This window comes from Stenotrophomonas sp. YJH_SMC_91 (assembly GCF_059368495.1).
In genome coordinates this window covers 157,604-182,231 of the sequence record NZ_JCAFRT010000007.1, presented here as the reverse complement: position 1 = coordinate 182,231, position 24,628 = coordinate 157,604, and the positions used below count along the sequence as shown (strand labels likewise).

26 protein-coding genes are annotated in these 24,628 nt (G+C 66.3%); 17 read left to right on the top strand and 9 right to left on the bottom strand.

Translation table 11 applies throughout. From position 1 onward, the window contains the following. Window positions 1-44 precede the first annotated feature (44 nt). Complete coding sequence (locus tag AC5P5X_RS11395) at window positions 45-1,463, bottom strand: M1 aminopeptidase family protein (RefSeq protein ID WP_111189638.1); 1,419 nt, start codon at window positions 1,461-1,463, stop codon at window positions 45-47. A 166-nt stretch (window positions 1,464-1,629) separates the two neighbouring features. On the opposite strand from AC5P5X_RS11395, the gene AC5P5X_RS11390 reads away from it, so the two are divergent. Next, complete coding sequence (locus AC5P5X_RS11390; protein WP_181453875.1) at window positions 1,630-2,109, top strand: tetratricopeptide repeat protein; 480 nt, start codon at window positions 1,630-1,632, stop codon at window positions 2,107-2,109. Window positions 2,110-2,169: 60 nt separating this feature from the next. Then, entirely contained in the window at window positions 2,170-2,952 is a 783-nt protein-coding gene (locus AC5P5X_RS11385) for a 3-hydroxybutyrate dehydrogenase (RefSeq protein ID WP_111189640.1), read from the top strand. Here the strand turns inward: AC5P5X_RS11385 and AC5P5X_RS11380 are convergent. Together AC5P5X_RS11380 and AC5P5X_RS11375 are read right to left on the bottom strand one after the other, a co-directional pair. Further along, entirely contained in the window at window positions 2,949-3,713 is a 765-nt protein-coding gene (locus AC5P5X_RS11380) for a COG4705 family protein (RefSeq protein WP_111189641.1), read from the bottom strand. The genes AC5P5X_RS11385 and AC5P5X_RS11380 overlap by 4 nt on opposite strands. Window positions 3,714-3,810: 97 nt before the next feature. Continuing rightward, window positions 3,811-4,188, bottom strand: a complete 378-nt coding sequence (locus tag AC5P5X_RS11375; protein ID WP_111189642.1) for a DUF4180 domain-containing protein — start codon at window positions 4,186-4,188, stop codon at window positions 3,811-3,813. A 172-nt stretch (window positions 4,189-4,360) separates the two neighbouring features. On the opposite strand from AC5P5X_RS11375, the gene AC5P5X_RS11370 reads away from it, so the two are divergent. Both AC5P5X_RS11370 and AC5P5X_RS11365 read left to right on the top strand, forming a co-directional pair. Then, complete coding sequence (locus AC5P5X_RS11370; protein ID WP_495215985.1) at window positions 4,361-5,620, top strand: alpha/beta hydrolase family protein; 1,260 nt, start codon at window positions 4,361-4,363, stop codon at window positions 5,618-5,620. Window positions 5,621-5,803: 183 nt separating this feature from the next. Continuing rightward, window positions 5,804-6,358 (top strand): hypothetical protein, encoded by a 555-nt coding sequence (locus AC5P5X_RS11365; protein ID WP_227860341.1) that lies wholly within the window; start codon window positions 5,804-5,806, stop codon window positions 6,356-6,358. Window positions 6,359-6,388: 30 nt separating this feature from the next. On the opposite strand, the gene AC5P5X_RS11360 is transcribed toward AC5P5X_RS11365, so the two are convergent. Genes AC5P5X_RS11360 through AC5P5X_RS11350 form a run of 3 tightly spaced genes read right to left on the bottom strand, consistent with a single transcriptional unit; the run spans window position 6,389 to window position 7,648 of the window. Beyond that, window positions 6,389-6,847 (bottom strand): SRPBCC family protein, encoded by a 459-nt coding sequence (locus AC5P5X_RS11360; RefSeq protein ID WP_111189643.1) that lies wholly within the window; start codon window positions 6,845-6,847, stop codon window positions 6,389-6,391. A gap of 2 nt (window positions 6,848-6,849) precedes the next feature. Further along, entirely contained in the window at window positions 6,850-7,182 is a 333-nt protein-coding gene (locus tag AC5P5X_RS11355) for an ArsR/SmtB family transcription factor (protein ID WP_062606310.1), read from the bottom strand. 10 nt (window positions 7,183-7,192) lie between these two features. Then, window positions 7,193-7,648, bottom strand: coding sequence for an SRPBCC family protein (locus AC5P5X_RS11350; protein WP_111189644.1), 456 nt, complete (start codon window positions 7,646-7,648; stop codon window positions 7,193-7,195). Window positions 7,649-7,813: 165 nt separating this feature from the next. On the opposite strand from AC5P5X_RS11350, the gene AC5P5X_RS11345 reads away from it, so the two are divergent. The 4 genes from AC5P5X_RS11345 (at window position 7,814) to AC5P5X_RS11330 (ending at window position 11,468) form a co-directional block, all read left to right on the top strand. Beyond that, a complete protein-coding gene (locus AC5P5X_RS11345) occupies window positions 7,814-8,338 on the top strand; it encodes a GNAT family N-acetyltransferase (RefSeq protein ID WP_111189645.1) in 525 nt (174 codons plus the stop codon). A gap of 93 nt (window positions 8,339-8,431) precedes the next feature. Next, window positions 8,432-10,201, top strand: coding sequence for an oleate hydratase (locus tag AC5P5X_RS11340; protein ID WP_111189646.1), 1,770 nt, complete (start codon window positions 8,432-8,434; stop codon window positions 10,199-10,201). A gap of 86 nt (window positions 10,202-10,287) precedes the next feature. Beyond that, on the top strand, window positions 10,288-10,875 hold the full coding sequence (locus AC5P5X_RS11335) for a TetR/AcrR family transcriptional regulator (RefSeq protein WP_111189647.1): 588 nt from the start codon (window positions 10,288-10,290) through the stop codon (window positions 10,873-10,875). A gap of 92 nt (window positions 10,876-10,967) precedes the next feature. Further along, the gene (locus AC5P5X_RS11330; protein ID WP_111189648.1) at window positions 10,968-11,468 is read left to right on the top strand and encodes a hypothetical protein; all 501 of its coding nucleotides are present in this window, start codon (window positions 10,968-10,970) and stop codon (window positions 11,466-11,468) included. A gap of 11 nt (window positions 11,469-11,479) precedes the next feature. Here AC5P5X_RS11330 and AC5P5X_RS11325 read toward each other — a convergent pair whose 3' ends face one another. From AC5P5X_RS11325 to ftrA, 3 genes are all read right to left on the bottom strand, one after another. Next, the gene (locus AC5P5X_RS11325; protein ID WP_099527739.1) at window positions 11,480-11,947 is read right to left on the bottom strand and encodes a chemotaxis protein CheW; all 468 of its coding nucleotides are present in this window, start codon (window positions 11,945-11,947) and stop codon (window positions 11,480-11,482) included. A 107-nt stretch (window positions 11,948-12,054) separates the two neighbouring features. Further along, window positions 12,055-12,489 (bottom strand): BLUF domain-containing protein, encoded by a 435-nt coding sequence (locus tag AC5P5X_RS11320; RefSeq protein WP_032966646.1) that lies wholly within the window; start codon window positions 12,487-12,489, stop codon window positions 12,055-12,057. Window positions 12,490-12,583: 94 nt separating this feature from the next. Continuing rightward, window positions 12,584-13,585, bottom strand: a complete 1,002-nt coding sequence (ftrA, locus tag AC5P5X_RS11315; RefSeq protein WP_100443298.1) for a transcriptional regulator FtrA — start codon at window positions 13,583-13,585, stop codon at window positions 12,584-12,586. A gap of 434 nt (window positions 13,586-14,019) precedes the next feature. Here ftrA and AC5P5X_RS11310 point away from each other — a divergent pair, with 434 nt between their 5' ends. The 9 genes from AC5P5X_RS11310 (at window position 14,020) to AC5P5X_RS11270 (ending at window position 24,612) form a co-directional block, all read left to right on the top strand. Beyond that, window positions 14,020-16,596: a TonB-dependent receptor plug domain-containing protein gene (locus AC5P5X_RS11310; protein ID WP_329762644.1), complete on the top strand. Its 2,577-nt coding sequence runs from the start codon at window positions 14,020-14,022 to the stop codon at window positions 16,594-16,596. Window positions 16,597-16,648: 52 nt separating this feature from the next. After that, entirely contained in the window at window positions 16,649-17,230 is a 582-nt protein-coding gene (gene msuE / locus AC5P5X_RS11305; RefSeq protein ID WP_111189359.1) for an FMN reductase, read from the top strand. Window positions 17,231-17,388: 158 nt separating this feature from the next. Next, the gene (locus tag AC5P5X_RS11300; protein ID WP_005409341.1) at window positions 17,389-17,751 is read left to right on the top strand and encodes a DUF3088 family protein; all 363 of its coding nucleotides are present in this window, start codon (window positions 17,389-17,391) and stop codon (window positions 17,749-17,751) included. Between the two features lie 14 nt (window positions 17,752-17,765). After that, window positions 17,766-18,743: an MsnO8 family LLM class oxidoreductase gene (locus AC5P5X_RS11295; RefSeq protein WP_065184097.1), complete on the top strand. Its 978-nt coding sequence runs from the start codon at window positions 17,766-17,768 to the stop codon at window positions 18,741-18,743. A 17-nt stretch (window positions 18,744-18,760) separates the two neighbouring features. After that, the gene (locus AC5P5X_RS11290; RefSeq protein WP_005409343.1) at window positions 18,761-20,104 is read left to right on the top strand and encodes an LLM class flavin-dependent oxidoreductase; all 1,344 of its coding nucleotides are present in this window, start codon (window positions 18,761-18,763) and stop codon (window positions 20,102-20,104) included. Between the two features lie 4 nt (window positions 20,105-20,108). Further along, a complete protein-coding gene (locus tag AC5P5X_RS11285) occupies window positions 20,109-21,329 on the top strand; it encodes a M20 aminoacylase family protein (RefSeq protein ID WP_111189360.1) in 1,221 nt (406 codons plus the stop codon). Further along, entirely contained in the window at window positions 21,326-21,877 is a 552-nt protein-coding gene (locus AC5P5X_RS11280) for a GNAT family N-acetyltransferase (protein WP_062606321.1), read from the top strand. The genes AC5P5X_RS11285 and AC5P5X_RS11280 overlap by 4 nt, the downstream gene beginning before the upstream one ends. Continuing rightward, window positions 21,874-23,619, top strand: a complete 1,746-nt coding sequence (locus tag AC5P5X_RS11275; protein ID WP_111189361.1) for an amino acid ABC transporter permease/ATP-binding protein — start codon at window positions 21,874-21,876, stop codon at window positions 23,617-23,619. The genes AC5P5X_RS11280 and AC5P5X_RS11275 overlap by 4 nt, the downstream gene beginning before the upstream one ends. 15 nt (window positions 23,620-23,634) lie before the next feature. Then, window positions 23,635-24,612 (top strand): ABC transporter substrate-binding protein, encoded by a 978-nt coding sequence (locus AC5P5X_RS11270; RefSeq protein WP_111189362.1) that lies wholly within the window; start codon window positions 23,635-23,637, stop codon window positions 24,610-24,612. The last annotated feature ends 16 nt before the right edge of the window (window positions 24,613-24,628 follow it).

The following is a 24,628-nucleotide window of genomic DNA, read 5'->3' as shown; positions in this document are numbered from 1 at the left end:
TGGGGTAAGGTGGCACCGTTGCCTTGGATACGGTGCTGGATGATTCAGATGTGTGGGCGTTGAGGCGGTGAATCCACGCGTGGTGTGGATCTACAGCTTGTCTTCCCACCTGCCACACAGCTGGCTCGCCAATTCTCCCAGGCCTTGCCATCGATGCCGGCCTTCAGCGCAATGCCCTGCAGCTCGGCCCAGTTCCTCGGCGACGGTGCGGCCAGCAGCCCGCGCATGAAGGCCTGCATCTTCGCTTCGCCCACCTGTTTCTCCAGCGAGAGCAACAGCAAGGGGGCATAGACGTAGCGATACATCTCGCCCAGATCGGAGTTGCTGTCGATGGCATCGAATGCCGGCAGCGGCGTGTCCTGCGTGTCGATGGCCGATTGCAGTCGCGCAATATAGCGATCGGCCGCGGCATCGCCACTGATCTCACGCAGCGCCTTGATAGACAGGAACTCGGCGCTGGACTCCAGCAGCACCCAGAAATACGGCCCCTGCGGACGGTTGAGCGTGCCGAAGTAGTAATGGCCCATTTCGTGTGCGATGTACTGCACGCGCCGCTCGGCCTGCTCGCCCGCGGCCAGCAGCGAGTCAGCCACATTGCCGATGCTGCCGCTCATGGCGATGGTCGGCCAGGTGGCAAAGCCCCACTCGCTGCCTTCGCGGTCGCGCTCGATCTGGTTGAGCGTGACCATGCGCAGGAAAGTGGGGCGGTCGGCCAGCGGCATGCCCATGTAGCGGCTGTGCACGTCGGCAACCTTCTGCACCGTGCTGGACAATGCATCGACCTTGGCCGTGGGCAGGGTCTCGTTGAGGATCGCGACCTGCGCGGTGCGGGTGATCGGGCCGCTGCCGCCGAACAGCAGGATCGGCCGTGCGTTGTCGCTGCGGAATCGCCCCTGCGCGCCTTCGATGGCCGGGCTGCCGTTGAGATACAGGAAGCGGCAGCCGGCGCAGTCCACCTGCAGGTCGTAGCGGCTCTCGCTGCTGCGCACTCGGGCCTTGGGATCGAATGCCTGCGGCAGCCACGCGGACTGTTCGGTGAAGCGGGCGCTGTCGCCGTTGAAGGCCATCATGCCCTTGAAGTCGCCCATGGCATCGTGCTTCGGGTACAGCGGGAACGCGCCCACGTACTGCACGCAGAGCGTGGCGGTGGGCTCGGCCAGGGTGTAGACACGCGCCTCGCCGTCCACGCCCGGGTCGTACCAGCCATCGAACCCTACCGGCTTGCCGTCACCGTCGGTGACCCGCGCGACGTTCAGGCCGGCGTTGAGTACGAACGCGCCCCTTGATTCGGCTGGGAGGTTGGACATGCAGATCTCGCCCTCGACGCGGCCGCTGACAATATCCAGCCGCACGCTGCCGGTGGTGAGTGGTGTGGCCGGTTGTGCGGTCGGTGCGGCCACGCTGGTAGCGGGGGCGAGCAGTGCGGTCAGGGCGGCAGGCAGCAGGGCGGTGCAGGGGTTCATCGGGCCATCCTTGGGTGGATGGCGTTGACTATAGGGCCAACATCGATGGACGCGGAGAGTCTTCTGGTCACCCGGCCTTGTGGGGCTGGTGCAATGCCCTGGCCTGGTGCAGGCATAATGCCAGCGGGGCGAACGGATGCCCGCGAACAGGACGGACGCCTGCGCCATGACGAACATGCCAACCCAGCTCACGACCGACTTCGATGCGATGCTCGACGGTGGTGACATTGCCGAGGCGCGGCGGCTGTTGGCCCCGCAGCTTGCACGCGGCTGTGCTGAAGCGTTGTTCCTCTCTTCTTCGATGCCTGTGGGGGAGGACGACGCACATGCCGAGGCGGACAGCTTCGCGACCCTCAAGCAGGCCGCAGAGAAGGGTTATATCCCGGCAATCCATGCGATAGGGCTGTGCCTGCTGACCGGTGACCGCGTCGAGCAGGACGTCATGCGTGCGGCCGCGCATTTTGAGCGGGCATCGGAGGCCGGCTATCCGTCGGCCATGTACGAGTTTGGCCTGGCGTTGTTCCATGGCAAGGGTGTCGCCAGCGACGTGCCACGTGCGGTGTACCTGATCCGCGCTTCGGCGCAGGCTGAGAATGAGTACGCCAGGGAATTCCTGCTGACGTACTCGTTGGACGTGGGCACGTAGGAGGAGGGTGCGGAGGCCGGTAACGCTACACTGGCGGCCTACCCCGATGGAAGCTCGCCCATGTTCTCTGGAAAGGTCGCGGTGGTCACCGGCTCCACCAGCGGTATCGGTCTTGGCATTGCCACCGCGCTGGCGCGGAAGGGCGCGGACATCGTGCTGAACGGCTTCGGCGATGCGGCGGAGATCGAACGCATCCGTTCCAAGCTGGAAACCGAGTTCGGTGTGCGCGTGGCGCATGACGGCGCCGATCTTTCCCGTGGCGAGGCAGTGCGCGGGATGATTGAGCATGCCGTCGCGACGATGGGCCGCATCGACATCCTCGTAAATAACGCAGGCATCCAGCACACCGCCTCGATCGAGGAGTTTGCTGTCGAGAAGTGGGATGCGATCCTGGCGCTGAACCTGTCGGCGGTGTTCCATGCAACGGCGGCGGCCTTGCCGCACATGAAGCAGCAGGGCGCCGGCCGCATCATCAACATCGCGTCGGTACACGGGCTGGTGGGCTCGGTGAACAAGTCGGCCTATGTGGCGGCCAAGCATGGCGTGGTGGGGTTCACCAAGGTGACCGCGCTGGAGAATGCGGGCACCGGCATCACCGCCAATGCCATCTGCCCGGGCTGGGTGCGGACGGCGCTGGTCGAGCAGCAGATCACCGCGTTGGCCGAGCGCGAAGGCACGGATCAGGAGACCGCCGCGCGTGCGCTGCTGGCTGAAAAGCAGCCGTCGTTGCAGTTCGTGACGCCTGAGCAGCTGGGACAAATGGTGGTGTTCCTGGCCTCGGACGCCGCTGCGCAGATTACCGGCATGGCGCTGCCGGTGGATGGGGGCTGGACGGCGCGCTAGCTAGCTGGCTGTGCTTTACGCTGCAGCATGGGCAATGCCACCAGCGTGGCGAGAATGGTGAACAGCACCAGCGACGAGCCTACCGTGCCGAAGCCCAGGCCGCCCTTTTCCAGCGGCTTGGTGAGCAGGTCGCCGAAAGTGGCGCCAAACGGGCGGGTGAGTACGAAGGCGATCCAGAACAGGATGACCCGGTCGATGCCCTTGATGCGGCTGGCCAGTGCGGTGAGCGCGACGAGGCTGCCGATCAGCAGCGCGCCACCGGTGAAGCCGAGCCCGGAGTCGTCGGCGAGGAAATCGCCCAGCGCGGTGCCGAGCGTGTTGGAGAACAGCACGGCGGTCCAGTAGAAGCCTTCGGCGCGGCGCGATGCGATGTTGCTGACCGAGATCGACTTCTCCGACATGCGCCAGGCCAGCAGCACCAGCGCCAGGCAGCCGGCCAGCAGGCTGGCGCCGGTGGCGTAGCCCAGCCCCAGGGTGCGGTCGATCAGGTCAGACAGGGTGGTGCCGGTGGTGCTGGTCGCCAGCACCACCGACCAGAACAGCACCGGGTGGAAGCGCCGCGCCGACAGCTGCAGGGCGAGCAGGCCGGCGAAGATAGTCAGCAGGATGACCGAGCTGGCCACGTAGCCCAGGCTGAGCGTCATCGACAGCAGGTCGCCGGCGGTCTCGCCGAGGGTGGTGGCGGCGATCTTCATCACCCAGAAACCGAGGGTGACCGCCGCCACTTTGCTGTGCAGGGAATCTGCGTCTGAAACACTCATCGAACGTCGCCTGGGAAGCCTGCGGGTGATGCTGTGGCGGCGGGCGTCAGAGCGCGGTCGGAACCGGGTTCGGCGAGAGTGAGCGTGGGGGCGGCGTTCAGCCGGTGCTGGCGGGGGCCGGCAGGCGTGCCAGCAGGGCGTCCCAGTCGGCCACGAAGCAGCCGTTGTGCCCACGGTTGCACTCGGTGATCCACGCGTCCAGCGATTCGCTCTGTGCGCGATAGCCGCTGACATCGCCCAGGACGGCGAAGTGCAGGCGGTAGTTCACCAGCATCTGCAGCCACTGCCCGGCCATGCCGGAGCGCAGCTCGAAGAAGTCCGGAGAGAGGCGTTGCACCGGAATGGCGATCCACTCGGCCTGATGCCCGAGGGCATCGCCGACCAGATCGCGCAAGGCGTTGCCATCCAGCAGCGAGCCTGTATCGGCGCTGCGCAGGACGCGGGTGCTGTCGATCTGTTCTACATGTGTGTGCATCGTGCGCTCTGAAGTTCGTATCGTCCGCCCAGTATGGTCATGGGAGAGGCCGACAGTAAGCAGATGCAGCATGAATCTGGCAAGCGAACGCGCTAGGCTGCGCCGGGCGGCCGCACGAGGCGGGTTCACGATACCGGGGAAGGGCATGGCAGGGTGGAGGAGTCGTTCGTTGTTGAGCGCGGCGCTGGTGTGTTCTGGCCTGCCGGTTCCAGCCGCCGAGCTGTGCACGGTCAGTGCCTACGGTGACGGGCAGGGCAACCTGGCGGTGCTGGGCGCACCCGCTGCGGTGCCGGCCACGGGCCAGCGCTATCTGATGCTGGACGGGCGACGTGGCGCCACCGGCGATGCCAACGCACCGGTGAGCTGCAGCGGCGACGTGGTCAGCTTCAGGACGCCTGCGGGAGCCACGCAGCGCTGGCGGCGACTGCCGACCCGCGATACCGATGCAACGTTCATCAGCGCGGGAACCACGCTGGTTGGGCAGTTGATCGAGCCGGCAGGGCCGGCCGACCCGACGCGGCCGCTGGTGGTGCTGGTGCACGGCTCGGAACGCACGATGGCGGTGGCGGCGATCTACCAGCGCATGCTGGTGGCCCAGGGCATTTCGGTGTTCGCCTACCAGAAGCGTGGCACCGGCGATTCGGAAGGCGAGTACACCCAGAACTTTGAGCTGCTGGCTGACGATGCAGCGGCGGCGCTTGCCAAGGCACGTGAGCTGGCGGCGGGGCGTTTCGGTCGGGCCGGCTACTTCGGTGGCAGCCAGGGCGGGTGGATCGCGCCGCTGGCGGCGACGCGCTCGCAGGCGGATTTCGTGGCGATCGGTTTCGGCCTGGTGGTGTCACCCATCGAGGAGGACCGCGAGCAGCTGTTCGACGAGGCACGCCGCATGCAGCTGGATGCAACGGCGATGAAGCAGGTCGGCCAGCTTTCAGACGCGACCGCGCAGTTGATGCGCACGCATTTCAATGAAGGGTTCGAGGCGCTGGCGAAGGTGCGTACGCAGATCGGTGCCGCACCGTGGGCAAAGAACATCAGCGGCGAATACAGCGGCGACATGCTGCGCATGAGTGAAGCCGACCTGCGCCGGATCGGCCGCGCGCGATTCGACAACCTGGAGCTGATCTGGGACTACGACGCCGAGGCCGCGCTGCGCCGCCTGAAGGTGCCGTTGCTGTGGGTGCTGGCCGAGCAGGACCGCGCCGCGCCGATTGCCGCCACGCGTTCGATCCTGTCGCGCCTGCGCGCGTCGGGGCAACCGATCGACACCTACCTGTTCCCGGATACCGACCACGGCATGGTCGAGTTCCGCACCGATGCCGAGGGCAACCGGGTGTCGACGCGGATCACCGACGGCTATCTTCGCCTGCTGGCCGATTGGATCAAGCAGGATGTGCACGGGGGCTATGGGCGCGCGCGCAGAGAGAGCGAATAGCGGGTAGGGTGTACGCCTGCAGAGCGCCACGGTGAATGAAGGAAGGGAATGGAAGATAGGCCCGAGCCGCTTGCTTCATTGCACACATGGATGGCGGTGGCCCCTTGGCGCCGCTGGCTGGTTGCCGGCGTGCTGTTGGTGACCGGGTTGGGTGTGTTCTTCGCCGGTTGGTTCGGCTTGGCAATGCTGCTGGGCGACAACGAGGATGGCGCTGCGATGGCGTTGAATGCCGCCTTCGTGCTGCTGCTGTCGTTGGTACTGCTGCCGGCGCTGCACTATGGCTTCCTGCGCGGCTTCCGAAGTAGCGCGCAGGGGCGCGATCGGTTGGCCTTCCGGTTCGGAGCGGAGGATGCAGCGCCGGTACCGGCCATCAAGTGGCCATGGTCCTGGCGGCTGCGGCATGCGGTGCTGTACGTGCTGGGTATTGCGACGTTGCTGCTCGTCTTCCTGCCGCACGACAACCAGGCGGCTTTCAGTGCCTTCATCGGCCGTTACAGTGCGGGCCGCGCGTCTGCGGGCAGTTTGACCATGCTGGTATTCGCGTGGCTGCCGCTGCTCACGCTGATGGGGGTGTGCATGCTGCTGCTTCGCCGCCAGTTCCGGCTCCGCGATGCCGGGTTGCTGGACGTGGTGGGCAAGCGGCTGCTTTCAGCGGAGAGCCACTGGCTGTTTTCGTTTGCGGCCGCGTTTGCCGCGACGGCGTTCCTGTGCCGCTTGATTGGCAGCGTGGCGCTGTAGGCGCGTGGGTGGCCACGCGCCAGCACCGCGTCAACTCGGCTTCGCGAACACATCCAACCCCTTGCCCGTCTCCAGCAGCGACTTCAGGCTCGACAGCACGATCGGCCAGCCCTGGCGGATGCCGGTATCCATGCCACTGCCCGGTTCCAGCTCCTCATGGGTAACCGTCAGCCGCACCATGTCCTGGTAGGGCACGACGTCGAAGGTGACGCGGCTGTAAGCATCCGGGTTGTCGGCCTGCGAGGCGGCGGCCCAGGTGATGACCAGGCGGGAGGGCGGGGTGCTTTCCACCACTTCGCCGACCAGCTCGACCGATCGTGTTTCGTTGGCGCGCACGTGCTGCCAGCGCGAGCCGGGCTTCCAGTCCGATACGTTCTCGTGGCCCCAATAGCGGCTGGCGATCTCGGGGCGGGTGATGGCCTCGAACACCTTCTGTGGCGTGGACGCGATGTAGATCACGTGGATGAAGCGGGTTGACTCTGCAGACATCGTCATTCTCCTTCCAGTTCGCGTTTCAGGTCATGCAACAGGCTAAGGCGCTGCTGCTCGAACTTGCGTACCCAGCGCTCGTAGACTTCATGCAGCGGTACCGGGTTGATGAAGTGCAGCTTCTCGCGGCCACGGCGCACAGTGCTGATCAGGTTGGCGTCTTCCAGAAGACCCAGGTGCTGAGTGACCGATTGCCGGGCCATGTCCAGGTGCTCGCACAGCTGGCCCAGGGTCTGGCCGTTGTGCTCGCAGAGCAGATCCAGCAGCGTCCGGCGCGTGGGATCGGCCAGTGCCTTGAACACCTTGTCTGCGTCGCGCACGTGGTCTACCGCCATGGGGATGTCTTCAATTCCAGTTGTCGATCCTGACGTCGTGGGGGTTGGGCTGGCCCTTGCCGGTCTCCAGCAGGGCCTTCAGGCTCATCAGGAACACCGCCCACTTGGTGCTGCAGTGGTAGGTGAACTCGACGCGCTCTTTCCAGCCTTCATGGGTGAACAGGACGATGCAGTAGTCGCCTTCCTGTTTCAGCGCGAAACGCGCATGCGTGCCGATCCATTCGGCAGGGCCGGCCAGGAACTTCCAGAGCACCAGCTCGCCGGGAATGAGCTGTTCCAGCTGCATTTCCATGGCACCGATTTCCTGGCCGTTATTGGTGAAACGGACCTTGACCGTGCCGCCGGTCTCGCGGTCGCCGTGGGTGTCTTCGGCCCACCAGGCGGCGACGCCTTCGGGGGTGGCCAGGGCTTGGTACACCTGGCTTGCGGGGGCCTTGATGCCGACCCTGTGTGCGATATCCACCATTGCAGGTTCCTCGCGATGGGCCGGCAGGCGCCGCCCTTGGGATGGACTATATGCAGGTAAATACCTGCATGTCAAATCCGGCCCAGGGACTTCCGACCCTGGTAGTGCCGGCCGCTGGCCGGCATCCTCGTGACAGCTGATTGACGTGTTGACAGGAGTACGTGCATGACTGAAACAGGAAAGGACACCTTGACCATCCGCCGCGCCAGTGCGGCAGATGCCCCTGCGGTGCTGGCGCTGTTCGACGAGGTGATCGAATGGTTCGTGTCGATCAGCAATCTGCAGCAATGGGGCAGCGAGCCATGGTCCACGGTGCCACGCCGGATCACCCAGGTGACCGATGCGTGCGCGCTGCCTGGCGCATGGGTGGCCCAGAACGAGCAGGGTGAGGTGCGTGCGTTCCTGGCGCTGGGCGAGTCGATGCCCTATGTGCCGGCGCCCGATGGGCCGGAGCTGTACGTGCGGGTATTGGTGGCCTCGCGTGATGCGCGCGTGCGCGGCATTGGGCGTCGCCTGATGGCGTTTGCCGATGAACAGGCGCGCGCTGCCGGCCTCGACCATCTGCGCGTGGACTGCTATGGCGGAGGCAGCGGTGATCTGGTGCGCTTCTACGAGTCCTGCGGCTACACGCGAATTGCGCCGTTCAACGTGGACGGCTGGCCAGGCATGCTGCTGGGCCGCCAGCTCTGACGCCGCTGCGTCATTCGGTCGCAGCATGCATGCAGGAATCGGTACATCGGTTCGGCGCTAGAGTGGGTCACCCCCTCCAGGAAGGAGCAGCGCATGTACTACAGCAGTGGCAACTACGAAGCCTTCGCGCGCCCGCGCAAGCCCGCCGGTGTCGATGGCAAGCGCGCATGGTTCGTCGGTTCAGGCCTGGCCTCACTGGCCGGCGCTGCGTTCCTGATACGTGACGGGCGCATGGCCGGTGAACGCATCACCATCCTTGAACAGCAGCACATTCCTGGCGGTGCGCTGGATGGCCTGAAGGTGCCGGAGAAGGGTTTCGTGATCCGCGGCGGTCGCGAGATGGAAGACCATTTCGAGTGCCTGTGGGACCTGTTCCGCTCGATACCGTCGCTGGAGATCGAGGATGCCAGCGTGCTGGATGAGTTCTACTGGTTGAACAAGGACGACCCGAACTATTCGCTGCAGCGCGCCACGATCAATCGCGGCGAAGATGCGCACACCGACGGTCTGTTCACACTCACCGAGCAGGCACAGAGGGACATCGTCGCGCTGTTCCTGGCCACCCGTCAGGAGATGGAGAACAAGCGCATCAACGAAGTACTGGGCCGTGATTTCCTGGACAGCAACTTCTGGCTGTACTGGCGAACCATGTTCGCGTTCGAAGAGTGGCATTCGGCGCTGGAGATGAAGCTGTACCTGCATCGTTTCATCCACCATATCGGCGGCCTGCCGGATTTCTCGGCGCTGAAGTTCACGAAGTACAACCAGTACGAATCGCTGGTGCTGCCGCTGGTGAAGTGGTTGCAGGACCAGGGCGTGGTGTTCCAGTACGGTACCGAGGTGACCGACGTCGACTTTGATCTGCAGCCGGACCGCAAGCAGGCCACGCGCATCCATTGGATGCATGACGGTGTAGCCGGTGGCGTGGATCTCGGCGCGGATGATCTGCTGTTAATGACCATCGGTTCGCTGACCGAGAACTCGGATAATGGCGACCACCACACTGCGGCACGCCTGAACGAAGGTCCGGCGCTTGCTTGGGACCTGTGGCGCCGCATTGCCGCGAAGGATGACGCGTTCGGGCGTCCGGATGTGTTCGGCGCGCACATTCCAGAAACCAAGTGGGAATCGGCAACGGTGACCACGCTGGATGCGCGCATTCCGGCCTACATCCAGAAGATCGCCAAGCGCGATCCCTTCAGCGGCAAAGTGGTGACCGGCGGCATCGTCAGCGTGCGCGACTCGCGCTGGCTGATGAGCTGGACGGTGAATCGCCAGCCACATTTCAAGAACCAGCCCAAGGACCAGATCGTGGTCTGGGTGTATTCGTTGTTCGTGGATACGCCCGGCGACTACGTGAAGAAGCCGATGCAGGACTGCACCGGCGAGGAGATCACGCGCGAATGGCTGTATCACCTGGGCGTGCCGGTGGAAGAGATCGATGAGCTGGCCGCGACCGGCGCGAAGACAGTGCCGGTGATGATGCCGTACATCACGGCGTTCTTCATGCCACGCCAGGCAGGTGACCGCCCGGACGTGGTGCCGGAAGGTGCGGTGAACTTCGCTTTCATCGGCCAGTTCGCCGAATCGAAGCAGCGCGACTGCATCTTCACCACCGAGTACTCGGTGCGCACGCCGATGGAGGCGGTGTACACCTTGCTGGGGATCGAGCGTGGCGTGCCGGAGGTGTTCAATTCCACGTATGACGTGCGCTCGCTGCTGGCCGCGACCGGGCGCCTGCGTGATGGCAAGGAACTGGACATTCCCGGGCCAGCGTTCCTGCGCAACCTGCTGATGAACAAGCTGGACAAGACCCAGATCGGTGGTCTGCTGCGCGAGTTCAAGCTGGTGCAGGAGGACTGAGCGGGGCGTGGGTAGCGCCGGGCCATGCCCGGCGAGCCCGGCAGCGGGTAGTTGACAGCGTTTCAACCTACTAGTAGGTTGGCGACATGAAAGAGTCGCTCTCGCCCAAGGCCCAGGAGATCCTGACCCATGCCCGTTCGCTGCTGGAGGCCGGTGGCTACAACGGTTTCAGCTACGCCGACGTGTCCGCGCGGGTGAACATCAGCAAGGCCAGCATCCATCACCACTTCCCCAGCAAGGCCGACCTGGTGCGCACGGTGGTTGAACTGTACCGGGCCGAGGCGCGCGAAGGCCTGGCGCTGCTGGACCGGCAGCTGGACGACCCGCTGCAGGAGCTCAACGCCTATGTGGAGTACTGGTCCAGCTGCATTGCAGGGGGGGCGTCGTCGTTCTGCATCTGCGCGATGCTGGCAGCGGAGGCGCCGATGATCCCTACGGAGATTGCCGATGAAGTGCGCGGGCATTTCGAGGATCTGAGCGGGTGGCTGACGGTGACGCTGGAGAAGGGCGCGGCGCTGGGCCAGTTGCGCCTGCAGGGTTCCCCTGCGGACGAGGCCAGGGCGTTCATGTCCTCGGTGCACGGCGCGATGCTGGCCGCGCGCGGTTTTGGTGAAGCGGCGACCTTCGCGGCACTGGCACGGTTGGCGATCGCGCGGGTGAGTGCGGCGCTCTGAGAGATGTGTGGTGGGCCTGCGGCGACGCGGGCCTTCTTTTTGAGTCCAATGCCTACCTACTAGTAGGTTCATTCTATCCCTGGAGATGTCCCATGTCCCACCCTCTGTCCACGCTTGGCGTAATCCATACCGCTGTCAGCCTGATCCCGGTGTTGAGTGGCCTGTATGCCTTCATTCGCCATCGCGCAATCGATCCCGCCACGCGCGCGGGCAAGCTGTACCTGGTGGGGCTGGTGCTGTCGGTGGTCACCTCGTTCACCGTGTCCAGCACGGGCGGGATCAACCCCGGCCACGCATTCGGGGTGATCGTGCTGCTGGTGGCATTCGGCGGCGTGCTGGCCGCGCGGCTGCGCTGGCTGGGGCGCGCAGCACCTTATGCATCGACGTTTGCGCTGTCTTTCAGCTTCCTGCTGTCGTTGGTGCCCGGCGTCAACGAAACGCTGACCCGCGTGCCGGCAGCGCATCCGATTGCTGCCGCGCCGATGGCCCCGGTGGTGCTGCACACGCTGCTGGTCTGCCTGGTGGTGTTCGTGATCGGCGTGGCCGCGCAGTGCTGGAGGCTGCGAAACCGTGCCTTGGCAGGACGATCCTGAGACGCCGCCGGTCACTCCGGCGCGGCAAGTGCGCCCAGCAGTGCCACCGGTTCGATCAGTGCAGCCGAGCGCGCCGGGTCAAGTTGAATGTGCCGGCTGCAGAAGCCGAACGATCGGCCTGCGGCACGCTCGGGGACGCGTGCGCTCGCGTCCGGTGTCTCAATCTCCAGCACCTCATCCACGGCCAGCGCCAGCGTTGCGGTACCGGCATTGATCAACAGCATGGCCGGGCTGCCACCGTCGAATGCCGCTTGGCCGCTCATGCGGCGCAGGTCGACCACGGGTAATGGCTGCCCACGTACTTCCAGGGTCGGCCTGCCGTTGCGGTCTGCAGGGCCGAATGCCTCCAGGCCGCGAATTTCGACGGCAGCCTGGATGTCGATCGCGAACAGGGCGTTGCCTGCACGCACGATGACGATCTCGAACAGGTCGGCGGGCGATGCGCGTGTTTCCGTTGCAGGTGGGGCGGGTACTGGCATGCGATGGGCGTGGTGAAGACAGCGGGAAGGAGGATCCTGATGATGACGCCCGAACGTAACGCACGGCCGCGTCGGCAGGCGCACGCAAGACGACGGTTCAGTGTGTATCAGGCGGGGGCGCGTGGCGGCTCGACGGTGCCGATGCGTGGGAAATGCGGACGCAGCAGGCCAACGAGCTGATCCATGCCTGGAACGGAATGGCCAAATTCGTCCCATCGCGCATTGACCAGCCCGGACACGACGATCTGCCCGGTCTCGATGCGGGTCATCGCCCAGTAGGGTACGGCGCGTGCGCCGATTGCCATGTCCAGTACCGGGGCGACGGCGGCGTGCGAACGACTGTCCTGGATACGGCGCCTGACCGCCTCCAGGCCGTCGGGCGGGCCTTCGATGTACTGGAAAAACCGCTGCCCGTCGACGAGCAGCGCTCCGGTAACGTCCACCCGGCGATTGAACGCGGCAGAGCCCGAGACGATCTGGCGGAGGGTTTCATCGGAAAGCCCAGCCGACATGTGGCTGGAGTAAGCAAATGCGTGGAGCATGGAAGGGGCTTCGTGTGACGCACGTCACTATACGCACGCAAGCTCGCACCGTCGTGAGGCTTTGCTCACGCCACGCCTGGCACCGCGCACTGGGTCAACAGCCCACCAGGCGGTCGGCGCCGAGACCGCTGCGGTGCTGGTTGCGGTACTCGGTAGGGCTCGCATCGACCTGGCCACGGAAGTGACGACGGAACGATTCCTGCGAACCAAATCCAGCCTGCTCGGCAATCCACTGCAGCGGCCGATCGGTGGTTTCCAGCAGCTCGCGGGCGTAGGCCACGCGCTCGCGGATCAGCCAATCGATGGGCGACAGGCCGGTGGCCTCCAGGAACTGCCGCTGCAGGGTGCGTTGGCTGAGTGCGGCCTGCTCGGCGAGGCTGCCCAGCGAGTGCGGCTCGCGCAGGTTGCGGCGCATCCATTCCATCAGCCTTGCCAGGCGCGTGGGCTCGCCATGGGGAATGGCGCGGCTGACACGCTGGCTGCGTTCGGCATCACGCCACGGCGCCAGTACCAGCCGTTCGGCCACCAGGTTGGCCACGCGCGCACCGTAATCCTTGCGCACCATGTGCAACATCATGTCCATGCCGGTCGCCGAGCCGGCCGAGGTGATGATGCTGCCGGTGTCTACATACAGTGCATCTTCGCGCACATCGATGCGCGGGAACTCGCGCGCCAGCGCTTCGGTGAGGCGCCAGTGGGTGGTGGCCTGGCGGCCATCGAGCAGCCCGGCCCACGCCAGCACGAAGGCACCGGAGCAGATCGAAGCGATGCGCGCGCCACGGCCGTGGGCACGGATGAGTGCATCAAGCAGCGCCTGTGGCGGGCGCTCGCTGGGCTCGCGCCAACCGGGAATGACGATGATGTCGGCGTCATCAACTGTGCTGAGGTCGTAGGGAAGCTGCACCTGCGTTCCGCCAAGCATGCGCAGCGCACCAGGTTCACCCGCGCACAGCTGGGTGCGATACCAGGCCACGCCGAGTTCCGGCCGCACCGGCGCGAACAGGCCAACCGCACAGCCGAACTCGAACAGCCCTTGGCCGTGGCAGGCAACGATGGCGACGAGCGGTGCGCTGGGATCGGCGGGTGGGCTGGGCATGGCTTGATGCTACGGGTGGTGATGTGCGCCGCAGAATGCTGCGCGGGCATGAGGTGATGCCTGTGGAGCATGTGCACGGGGGGCATTCGTCTGGCTTGGGCACCCGACGGGGTAGAGTCGACTGTTAGTCGACTGCTGTTGGCGATACCGCCTAGAAGCCCGCGCTGCGCGCGATAGTCGACTGACAGTCGACTCTACCCCCGTAGGTTGCCGCCCGCCGCCCGCCGCCCATCACCCATCACCCACCGCACATCATCCAGCGTCGATTGCCCATCGCCGTCCCATGGGCGTGGTGCGCAGGGCTGCCTAACGTCATTACCAGCAGTCATGTGGGTGGCCGGATGTTACGGCTGGGTGACGCGATCGCGCCTGTCGCGGTGGGCGGACAGGCCCTTGAATGGAAGCGTGTTTCCGGCCCACCCCCACGAGCCCCCATGCCTGCCGCCCACGCCCCTGTCCTGAGCACTCTCGCTGTTCTGATCACAGCCATCCTCGCCGCTTCGCCCAGCCATGCGGCTGAAGCCGATGCGGATCCTGCTGCCGCCGCTGCGACGGCCAACGTGGCCGCGTCCACGCTGGATGCCGTGGTGGTGACCGGCTCGCGCACCAGTACGCGTACGGTGAAGAACAGTTCCACGCCGATCGACGTGATCTCCGCCGAAGACCTCACCGCCACCGGCCAGGCCAACCTGCTGGAAGCACTGCAGCGCGCACTGCCGTCGCTCAGCCAGATTGGTGGCTACCAGAGCGACCAGGAGAGCCTGATTCGTGGCTACCAGCTGCGCAACCTGTCGCCCGGCTACACGCTGGTGCTGGTGAACGGCAAGCGCCGCAATGCCAGTGCCTATGTAAGCGGTGCCAATGGGGGCGGCTTCCCAGGCCATGCGTGGGCGGACCTGGCGTTGATTCCGGTGTCGGCCATCGACCACGTGGAAGTGCTGCGTGATGGTGCGTCGGCCATCTATGGCTCCGATGCGATTACCGGTGTGGTCAACGTGATCCTGAAGTCGCAGGCGCACGGTGGCGAGTTCGCCGTGGAAAGCGGGCAGAGTATTGATGGCGATGGCTCGCGAACCAGCGTGCGTGCCAACGTTGGCCTGCCGTGGGGTGCCGATGGCTTCGTCAACCTCTCCGGCGAGACCACCCGCCAGCATCATGCGATCCGCACCCGCCGCTACATCGATGGCTATCTGAGCTACCCGGCGGTGGATGGTAGCGGCAATCTGGTCGCACTGCGCCCGAACAACCGGTTGCCGGCCGGCGCATCGCCGAACCCGGCCGAAGCCAGCCGCAATGCCGAGGCCAACACCATCCTCAGCTCCCCGTCGTATGCGCTGAAGGCGTTCGCGGTGAACGTGGGCCATGGCCTGGGCGAGAGCGCGCAGTTCTACGCCAACGCCACGGCCAGCGATCGCACCGCGCAGGCAATCCAGAACTTCCGCCTGCCGGCGACCATCTTCACCACCTACAAGGCGCCCGGGGTGCTGAGCGTGTTTCCCGATGGCTTCCTGCCCGTGCTGGAAACCAAGGAGAAGCAGAACACCGGCACTGCGGGCGTGAGAGGGCAGGTGGCAGGCTGGGACTACGACGCCAGCCTGACCGGCAACCGCAGCACGGTGCGCACCTATACCCGCAATTCGGTGAACTACTCGCTGCCGTATCCCGGTTCGCCCACTGACTTCTATGACGGCAAGCTGGACTACCAGCAGGGGATCGCCAACCTCGACCTGCGCCGTGGCTTCGAGGTGGCCGCCTTTGCGTCGCCGCTGGAAGTGAGCGCAGGCGCCGAGTACCAGCACGAACAGTACGAACGCGGGGCCGGGCAGTGGGAGTCGTACACCGGCTTCGGTGCCGCGGCGTTCGTGGGCTACTCCACCGCCGATGCGGTGAAGGCGACGCGCAACAGCAAGGCGGTCTATGTGGGCGCGGCCAGCAACATCACCTCGCGCTGGTATCTGGATGCGGCCGCGCGCTGGGAAGACCATTCCGACTTCGGCAGTGTCTCCACTGGCCGCCTGACCACGCGCTTCGACTTCACCGACGCGTTGGGTGTACGCGCGACGGTCAGCAACGGCTTCCATGCGCCCAGCCTGGGCGCACAGTTCTACCAGGCCACGGGCAGTTGCCCGTGCGGGACCACGCTGGTGGCGCAGGTGTCTTCACCGGCGGCCGTTGCGCTGGGTGCTACGCCGCTGAAGCCCGAGAAAGCCACCAACTACAGCCTGGGCGTGACCTGGGACCCGAGCCCGGCGTTCCACTTGGCCGTGGATGCCTACCAGATCGACATCCGCGGCCAGCTCGGCCAGTCCAGCCAGATTGGCTACAACGCGCAGGATCCTGCACGCGTCACCGACAACAGCGGCACGGTGCTGAGCGCGGCGCAGAAGAACACCATCGATGCGCTGCTCGGGTCGGCCGGCATCAGCATCCTGCCGGGTGATGCGTTCTACGCCAGCTACTTCACCAACGTGGGCAATACCCGTACGCGCGGTGTCGAGCTGACCCTGGAGGCCAACCAGGAAACCGCGTGGGGCAAGCTGCGCTGGAGCTATGCGGCCAACGTGGGTCGCACCACCATCCAGAAGGTCAGCGACATTCCGGCGGCGCTGCAGGGGCTGCCGAACATCAACCTGCTGACCAAGAGCAGCGAGTACGCGCTGCGCTTCCGCACGCCCAGCTACACGCAGGTGGCGGGGTTGGGCTGGCAGAACGGGCGCTGGCGCTCGAACGTCGACTTCACCTACTACGGCCCGATCAAGCGCCTGAACAACGGCGTGGAGTACAAGCAGCCGCCGGTGCTGGTGACCAATCTCTCCGGTGCCGTGGAACTGGGCGCAGGCTGGAGTGCGGCGCTGGGCATCAACAACGTGTTCGACAAGCGCACGCGCAAGGTGCCGGAGTACGCGCGCAGTGCTACCGATGTGGCCAGCATCGAGACGACGTGGGACAACGGCGATGTGCTGGGCAACGTCGGCGCGTACTGGTACGGGCGGGTCAGTTGCCGGTTTTGAGGTCCACGCCAAAGGCGGCCGGACGTAGTTCGGCATCATCGAGGAGCATTTCATGTCTTCTGCATTGAAGGTGGTGGCAGTGGTGGGGTCACCGACCAGCTCGGCAACGTCGCGCACGTTGCTGCTGGTGCGGCACTTGTTGGCGTCGTTGCAGCAGCGGGTGCATGCGAGCGTGGAGCTGGTGGAGCTGGCGCCGATTGCGCGTTCGCTGGGGCAGTCGCTGTCGCGCGATGAAGCGGAGCCAGCCGTAGAGCAGGCACTGCAGGCAATCGAGGCGGCCGGTCTGCTGGTGGTGGCGGCGCCGGTGTATCGCGGTTCCTATCCCGGGCTGTTCAAGCACCTGGTCGATTTCATCGGGCTGGAAGCGCTGGTGGATACGCCGGTGCTGCTGGCGGCGACCGGTGGCAGCGAGCGCCATGCGTTGGTGATCGACCACCAGTTGCGGCCGTTGTTCAGTTTCCTGCAGGCGCACACGCTGCCGATCGGGGTGTATGCCACGCCTGCCGACTTCGATGGCGAGCACATCAACAGTGCAGCCTTGCAGGCGCGCATCGCACTGGCGGCCGAGCGCGCGGCAGGGCATCTGGCTTCGCAGGCGCTGGCGGTACCGGCGCCGCTGCGAAGGATCGCCTGACGGCATAACCGGCGGCGCTTTACTTATGGCCAAGGCGCATCTGCATGGCCGGATCTGACCGCCGATTGTCGCCTGGCATCGCCGTGCCGACCGCCGTCATCTCTAGCATCGATATCGAAGCGGCATCGCATTGCCGCCCCCCCGATGAGGACGACCCCGTGAGTCTGGACGCAACCGACAAGCCCATCCTGTTCCTGCTCGACCGTGAGTTCGAGGACGGACAGATTCCCGGCCAGCGCTTCTTCTGCCGGCACAGCCTGTTGCTGGAAGGTGCGCTGTCGAGCATCGACGGCCTGGACGCGCAGCTGGACGTGCGCCGCATCGGTTTCGCACGGCCGCGCCGGGAGGTGATCGCCGAAATCGGCGAGCAGGACCAGTCGCTGCCGAAGCTGGTGCTGCCGCAGGGCGTGCGCAGTGACCTCGCGAGTGGCGTGCACCAGGACCGCCAGTACATCTCCGGTGCCGAACCGATCCTGGCCGCGCTGAACGGGTTGCTCGGCATCCCCGTGGCCCATCCCTGAGCGAGGACGCGACCATGAGCTATCAGATCAGCGTGTTGGACAAGAGCCCGGTGGCCGAAGGCGCCTCGCCGGAGCAGGCGCTGCGCAACAGCCTGCAGCTGGCGCAGCGCGCCGAACAGCTGGGCTATCACCGCTACTGGTTTGCCGAGCACCACGCCGCGCCGACGTTGGCCAGCCCCGCACCGGAAGTTCTGGCGGCCTGGGTGCTGGCGCAGACCCGGCGCATCCGCATCGGCAGTGGTGGGGTCATGCTGCGCCACTACGCGCCGTACAAGGTGGCGGAGAACTTCAACCTGCTGGCGGCGCTGGCGCCAGGTCGTGTTGACCTGGGCGTGGGCAAGGCGCCCGGCGGCCTGCCGGCCTCTACCGCTGCATTGGCAGCGGGGCGCCCGGCGTTCGCCGACTTCGACCAGCAACTGCGCGATCTTGAGGGCTATCTGTCCGGCGCCGACGCCGATGTGCTGGCGCGGCCGATTCCGCAGCGGGCGCCGGAGCGCTTTCTGCTCGGTGCCAGCCCGCAGAGTGCACGGCAGGCGGCCGAGCTGGGCTGGCGTTTCGTCTACGCCGCGCACTTCGACGGCGACCCTAAGCACATCGAGGCCGCGTTCGACGCCTACCGCAACGTCTCCTCGCAGCCACCGCTGCTGGCTACGGTGGCCTTCGCCGCGCCGACTGCCGAAGCCGCAGCGCGTCATATCGGTGCGCTACGCGTCTACAAGCTGCACCTTGGTCCCGGGCAGACGGTGAACCTGCCCAGCCCCGAAGCGGCTGCCGAGTACGCACGCCAAGTGGGCGTGGCCGACTTCCGCATCGAGGAAACACGCCCGAGCGTGTTGTCTGGCGATGCGCAGCACGTGCGCGGCGAACTGGACGCGCTGCATCGGCGCTTCGGCGTGGGTGAATTCATCCTCGATGCGCCGGTGGCCGACCTCGACGCACGCCTGACATCCCTTGAACTGCTGTCGCCCGCGCCGCGCGCGGCGGTGGCCTGACCTGCAGGAGCGATTCCATGAGCACCACTCCGCGCCACATTCCGTTCGGCATCATGTTGCAGGGCCCCGGCAGCCATATGCATGCCTGGAAGCATCCGTCCAACCCGGCCGATGCCAGCGTCAACCTGCAGTTCTACATCGACATTGCGCGGACCGCCGAGGACAACGGCATCGCGTTCGGCTTCGTGGCCGACGGCCTGTACATCAACGAAAAGTCGATTCCGCACTTCCTCAACCGCTTCGAGCCGATCTCGCTGCTGTCGGCACTGGCCACGGCGACGAAGAAGATCGGCCTGGCCGGTACGCTGTCCACCTCCTACAGCGACCCGTTCACGGTGGCCCGCCAGTTCGCCTCGCTGGATCTGCTCAGCGGCGGCCGTGCTGGCTGGAACGTGGTGACCTCACCGTTGGAAGGTTCGGGTCGCAACTATGGCCGGCCGCACCCGGAGCATGCGCTGCGCTACCAGATCGCCGACGAGTACCTGGAGGTGGTGCAGGGGCTGTGGGATTCGTGGGATGACGATGCCTTCGTGCGCGAGCGCGACAGCGGCACGTTCTTTGCGCCGGAGAAGTTCCGCCGGCTCGACCACAAAGGCCGCTTCTTCCAGGTGGAAGGCCCGCTCAACATCCAGCGCTCGCCACAGGGCCAGCCCGTGATCTTCCAGGCCGGTTCGTCCGATGACGGCATTGCGCTGGCCGGCAAGTACGCCGATGCGGTGTTCACCCATTCGCCATCGCTGGAAGAAACCCGCGCGTTCACCCAAAAAGTGAAGAACTCGGCGATCGCGCACGGCCGCAGCGGCAATGACGTGAAGATCTTCCCGGGTATCGGTCCCATCGTCGGCCGCACGGCCGAGGAGGCCGAAGCCAAGTATCAGGCGATCGCCGCACTGGCTACGCTGGAGGATGCACTGGCGTACCTGGGGCGCTTCTTCGATCACCACGATTTCAGCCAGTACGATCCGGATGCACCTTTCCCGGAGCTGGGTGACATCGGCAGTAACTCATTCCGTTCCACCACCGACCGCATCAAGCAGGATGCGCGTGAGAAGGGGCTGAGCCTGCGCCAGGTGGCGCTTGAAGCGGTGAGCCCGCGACCAAACTTCATCGGCACGCCGGAGCACGTGGCCGATGAGCTGATCCGTTGGTTCGACGCCGGTGCCAGCGACGGCTTCATTCTCGGCTTTGCCGCACAGCGCGAAGGCCTGGATGATTTCGTGACCCAGGTGCTGCCGATCCTGCAGGCCCGCGGCTACCACCAGCGTGAGCTGCAGGGGCAGACCCTGCGTGAGCATCTGGGACTGCCGTACAAGGCCAGCCGGTATGCGGCCGATGCCGAACCGGCGCGGAAGGCGGGGTAGGGCGATGAGCGGAGAGAATTCGGTAGCGCCCGGCCATGCCCGGCGAGACCCCGCGTCCATCGGCGTGCTGCCCGAAATCGCGGCACGCGCCGAGGCGGCCATCGCGATCCGCCATGACCTGCACCGGCATCCGGAGCTGGCCTTCGATGAGCACCGCACCAGCGCCCGTGTGGCCGAGTTGCTGCAGCAGTGGGGCTATGAGGTGACCACCGGCCTCGGTGGCACCGGCGTGGTCGGTACGCTGCAGCGCGGGCAGGGCAGCCGTCGCCTCGGCTTGCGCGCCGACATCGATGCACTGCCGATCCACGAGGACTCGGGGCTGGCCTACGCCAGCCAGAACGAAGGGCTGATGCATGCCTGTGGCCACGATGGGCACACCGCCATCCTGCTGTCCGCCGCGCATTACCTGGCCCATCACGGCAATATCGACGGCACCCTGCAGCTGGTGTTCCAGCCGGCCGAGGAGACCGGTTCGGGCGCGTCGAAGATGATTGCCGACGGCCTGTTCGAGCGCTTCCCGGTGGACGCGATCTATGGCCTGCACAACTGGCCGGGCGTGCCGGTGGGCCACTTCGGCTTTGTCGATGGCCCGGCGATGGCGTCGGTGGACTGGGCACGGCTGAAGGTGATCGGAAAGGGTGGCCACGGTGCCGAGCCGCAGGGCAGCGTGGATCCGATCCTGGTCGCCGCGCACATCATCACTGCGCTGCAGAGCGTGGTGTCGCGCAATGTCGATCCGCGGCAGATGGGCGTGGTCACCATCGGCTCGATCCACGGCGGCCAGGCCGCCAATGTGATTCCAGACGTGGTGGAGCTGAAACTGACCGTGCGCGCCTACCTGCCGGAGGTACGCGACACCCTGCGGCGCCGGGTCACCGGGATTGCCGAGCAGACCGCTGCCGCGTTCGGTGCGCGCGCCGAGATCGAGTTCCCGCGCGGTTTCCCCAGCGTGATCAACCACCCGCAGCAGACTGCCTACATCCGCGAGGTCGCTGTGCGGGGATTCGGTGCAGAACACGTGGTGCCCGAATTCGCGCCACGCACCGCCAGCGAGGATTTCGCCTTCCTGCTGCAGGCGCGGCCGGGCAGTTTCGTGTTCGTCGGCAACGGCGACAGCGCGCCGCTGCACAGCCCGCGCTACGTGTTCAACGACGCCGCAATCGCACCCGCCGCCAGCCTGTGGGCACGGCTGGCCGAAGACTATCTGGTGAAGGACGTGGCATGAGCAGCAACGAACGCTTCTTCTACACCTCGGTGGATGATCCGCTGGCACGGCCTCTGTTCGATGGCCTGGAACAGGAGTACGACAGCCGCTACGCCGACGTGCGCCGACGCATCGGCGGCAGCGCCCGCGAGGAGCTGCAGCGCTACCCGGCGCAGGCCTTTGCGGCCCCGGTCGGTGCCTTCGTGCTGCTGCTGCGCGACGGGGTGGCGATCTCCGGCGGCGCGTTCATGCCGCACCGCGATCCGGATACCGCCGAGTTCAAGCGGATCTGGACGTTGCCCGGGCTGCGTCGCCAGGGCATCGCGCGGCGCGTGCTGCAGGAGCTGGAAGACCAGGCGGCGCGGCAAGGATACCGGCGGGTGTTCCTGACCACCGGCTTCCGCCAGCCTGAAGCGGTTGGCCTGTACCTCAGCCATGGTTACACCGCGCTGTTCGATCTGGATGCGGATCCCGAAACCATTGCGCACCTGCCGTTCGAAAAGCACCTGCGGGCAGCGGCGCCCGTCATCGTGCCTGCGCAGACCCAGCTGCAAGGAGCCCACGCGTGAGCACGCCTTCGACCGCGCTGGATGGCATTGCAACCCGGCCCGCGCCAGCGCCGGCGCTGAAGATCGTGCCGGCCCGGCACCCGCTGCAGGTGTTCGGCACAGTATTGGCACTGGCGCTGATCCTGATCGGGTTGCAGTCCGTACTGGGTAATCCGCGCTGGGGCTGGGGCACCTTCGCTGAGTGGTTCTTCGCACGCCCGGTGCTCGAGGGCCTGGGCCGCACGCTGCTGCTGACCGCGCTCGGTACCGGTCTCGGTTTCGCGCTGGGCACCTTGCTTGCGCTGGCCCGCGTCTCTGGCTCGCCGCTGCTGTCGGCGGTGTCGTGGGGCTACGTGTGGTTGTTCCGTTCGATTCCGCTGCTGGTGCTGTTGCTGCTGCTGAACAACCTGGGCTATCTGTACAGCACCATCGAACTGGGCGTGCCGTTCACCGGCATCAGCCTGTTCTCGTACCCGACCACGCAGCTGATCGGTGTGTTCACCGCCGCGGTGCTGGGCCTGACCCTGAACCAGGCGGCGTTCTCGGCCGAGGTGATCCGCGGTGGCATCCTCTCGGTCGACCACGGCCAGTACGAGGCCGCGGCCGCGCTCGGCCTGCCGCGTGGCCGCCAGGTGCGCCGCATCATCCTGCCGCAGGCAATGCGTTCGATCCTGCCGGCCGCGTTCAACGATGTGATTGGCCTGGCCAAGAGCACCTCGGTGGTCTACGTGCTGGCGCTGCCTGAGCTGTTCTACACCGTGCAGGTGATCTACCGCCGCAACCTGGAAGTGGTGCCGCTGCTGATGGTGGCCACGGTCTGGTACCTGGTGATCCTGACCGTGTTGTCGCTGCTGCAGCGGCGCGTGGAACAGCGCTTCGCGCGCGGCCAACTGCAGCGCGAGCGCTCGGTGTCGCGGGTGTCGTCACCGGTGCGGACATCCAGTGATGCCGCACCGCGCGTAGTCAACCGCCCGCGCATCGCCACCCAGGTTGAAGCGGGCGAGGGCGCATCGGTGTCGCTGCATGGCGTAGGCAAGGTGTTCGGCGAGCAGCCGGTGCTGGAAGACGTGAACCTGGAGCTGCACGCTGGAAGCGTGACGGTTCTGATCGGCCCGTCCGGCGCCGGCAAATCCACGCTGCTGCGGCTGATCAACCACCTGGAACGCGCCGACGGCGGTTACGTGACTGTCGGCGGCCAGCTGATCGGCTACCGCCGCGATGGCGACACCCTGTACGAACTGCCCGAGCGCGAGATCCGTCGCCGTCGTGCCGAAGTGGGCATGGTGTTCCAGGGCTTCAACCTGTTCCCGCACCTGACCGCATTGGAGAACATCATCGAGGCGCCGATCGCAGTACGCGGTGTGCCGCGTGCGCAGGCCGAGCGGCAGGCGCGCACGCTGCTGGAGCGGGTGGGCCTGGCCGACAAGGCCGATGCGTTCCCGCGCCAGCTGTCCGGTGGCCAGCAGCAGCGCATCGCGATCGCCCGCGCGCTGGCGCTGCAGCCGAAGGTGCTGCTGTTTGACGAACCCACGTCGGCGCTGGATCCGGAACTGGTGGCCGAGGTGCTGAGCGTGATCGAAGAACTGGCCCGTTCCGGCACCACGCTGGTGATCGTCACCCATGAGCTGAGCTTCGCCCGCCGCGTGGCCGACCACGTGGTGATGATGGACCAGGGCAGGGTGATCGAGCAGGGCACGCCCGAGGCCCTGTTCGAGCGCCCGCGCCAGCAACGCACCGCCGATTTCCTGGCCAAGACCCTGTAACCCTCAAGGAATGCCATGAGCCCTGCAGCACCCCGTCGCCCCTCACGCAGCACCTTGTTGATCGCAGGCGTGCTGGTCATCGGCATCGCCGGCATCGTCTACTCGCGCGTGCGCCAGGCCCCGGAGGCTGCCGCTGTGGCCGCGACCAGCCTGGCCGGTACCAACACCGCCGTGCTGAAGGGCACGCTCGACCCGAAGGCGCAGGCCTTGATTCCGGCGGGCTACCGCTTCGTCACACCGGGCGCATTCACCGTGGCGACCCACCCGGGGCAGCTGCCGCTGGCCGACTACGGCGCCGACAGCAAGGACGTGGTCGGCATCGAGCCGGACATCGCGCGGCTGATCGCCGATGCGTTGGGCCTGAAGCTGGTGATCGTGCCGGTGGCCTGGGCCGACTGGCCGCTGGGGCTGGAGTCGGGCAAGTACGATGCGGTGCTGTCGAACGTGACGGTCACCGAGGAGCGCAAGAAGAAGTTCGATTTCTCCAGCTACCGTTACGACCTGCTGGGCATCTACACGCGCAGCGACGGGCCCATCCGGAAAATCGAAAAGCCGGCCGACGTTGCCGGGCTGAAGGTGGTGGTCGGTGCCAGCACCAACCAGGACCAGATCCTGCGGCAGTGGGACCAGCAGAACATCGCTGCCGGCTTGAAGCCGGTGGAGTACCAGTACTTCGATGACGCGGTGGTCGGCCGGTTGGCGGTGATCACCGGGCGGGCCGATGTCTCGTTCGAGCCCAATGCCACCGGCGCGTACTCGGCACGCGACGGCAAGGTGCGGCGCGTGGGCCTGTTCCCCGGCGGCTGGCCGAACGCTGCGGCGATCTCGGTGACCACCCGCAAGGGCAGCGGCCTGGCTGATGCGGTGACGCAGGCGCTGAACACGCAGATTGCCAGTGGTACCTATGCGCAGGCGCTGAAGCGATGGGACGTGGCCGAGGAAGCTGTGCCGCAGTCGCAGACCAACCCGCCGGGATTGCCGACGCTGCAATGACACCGGGCGTGGCCCG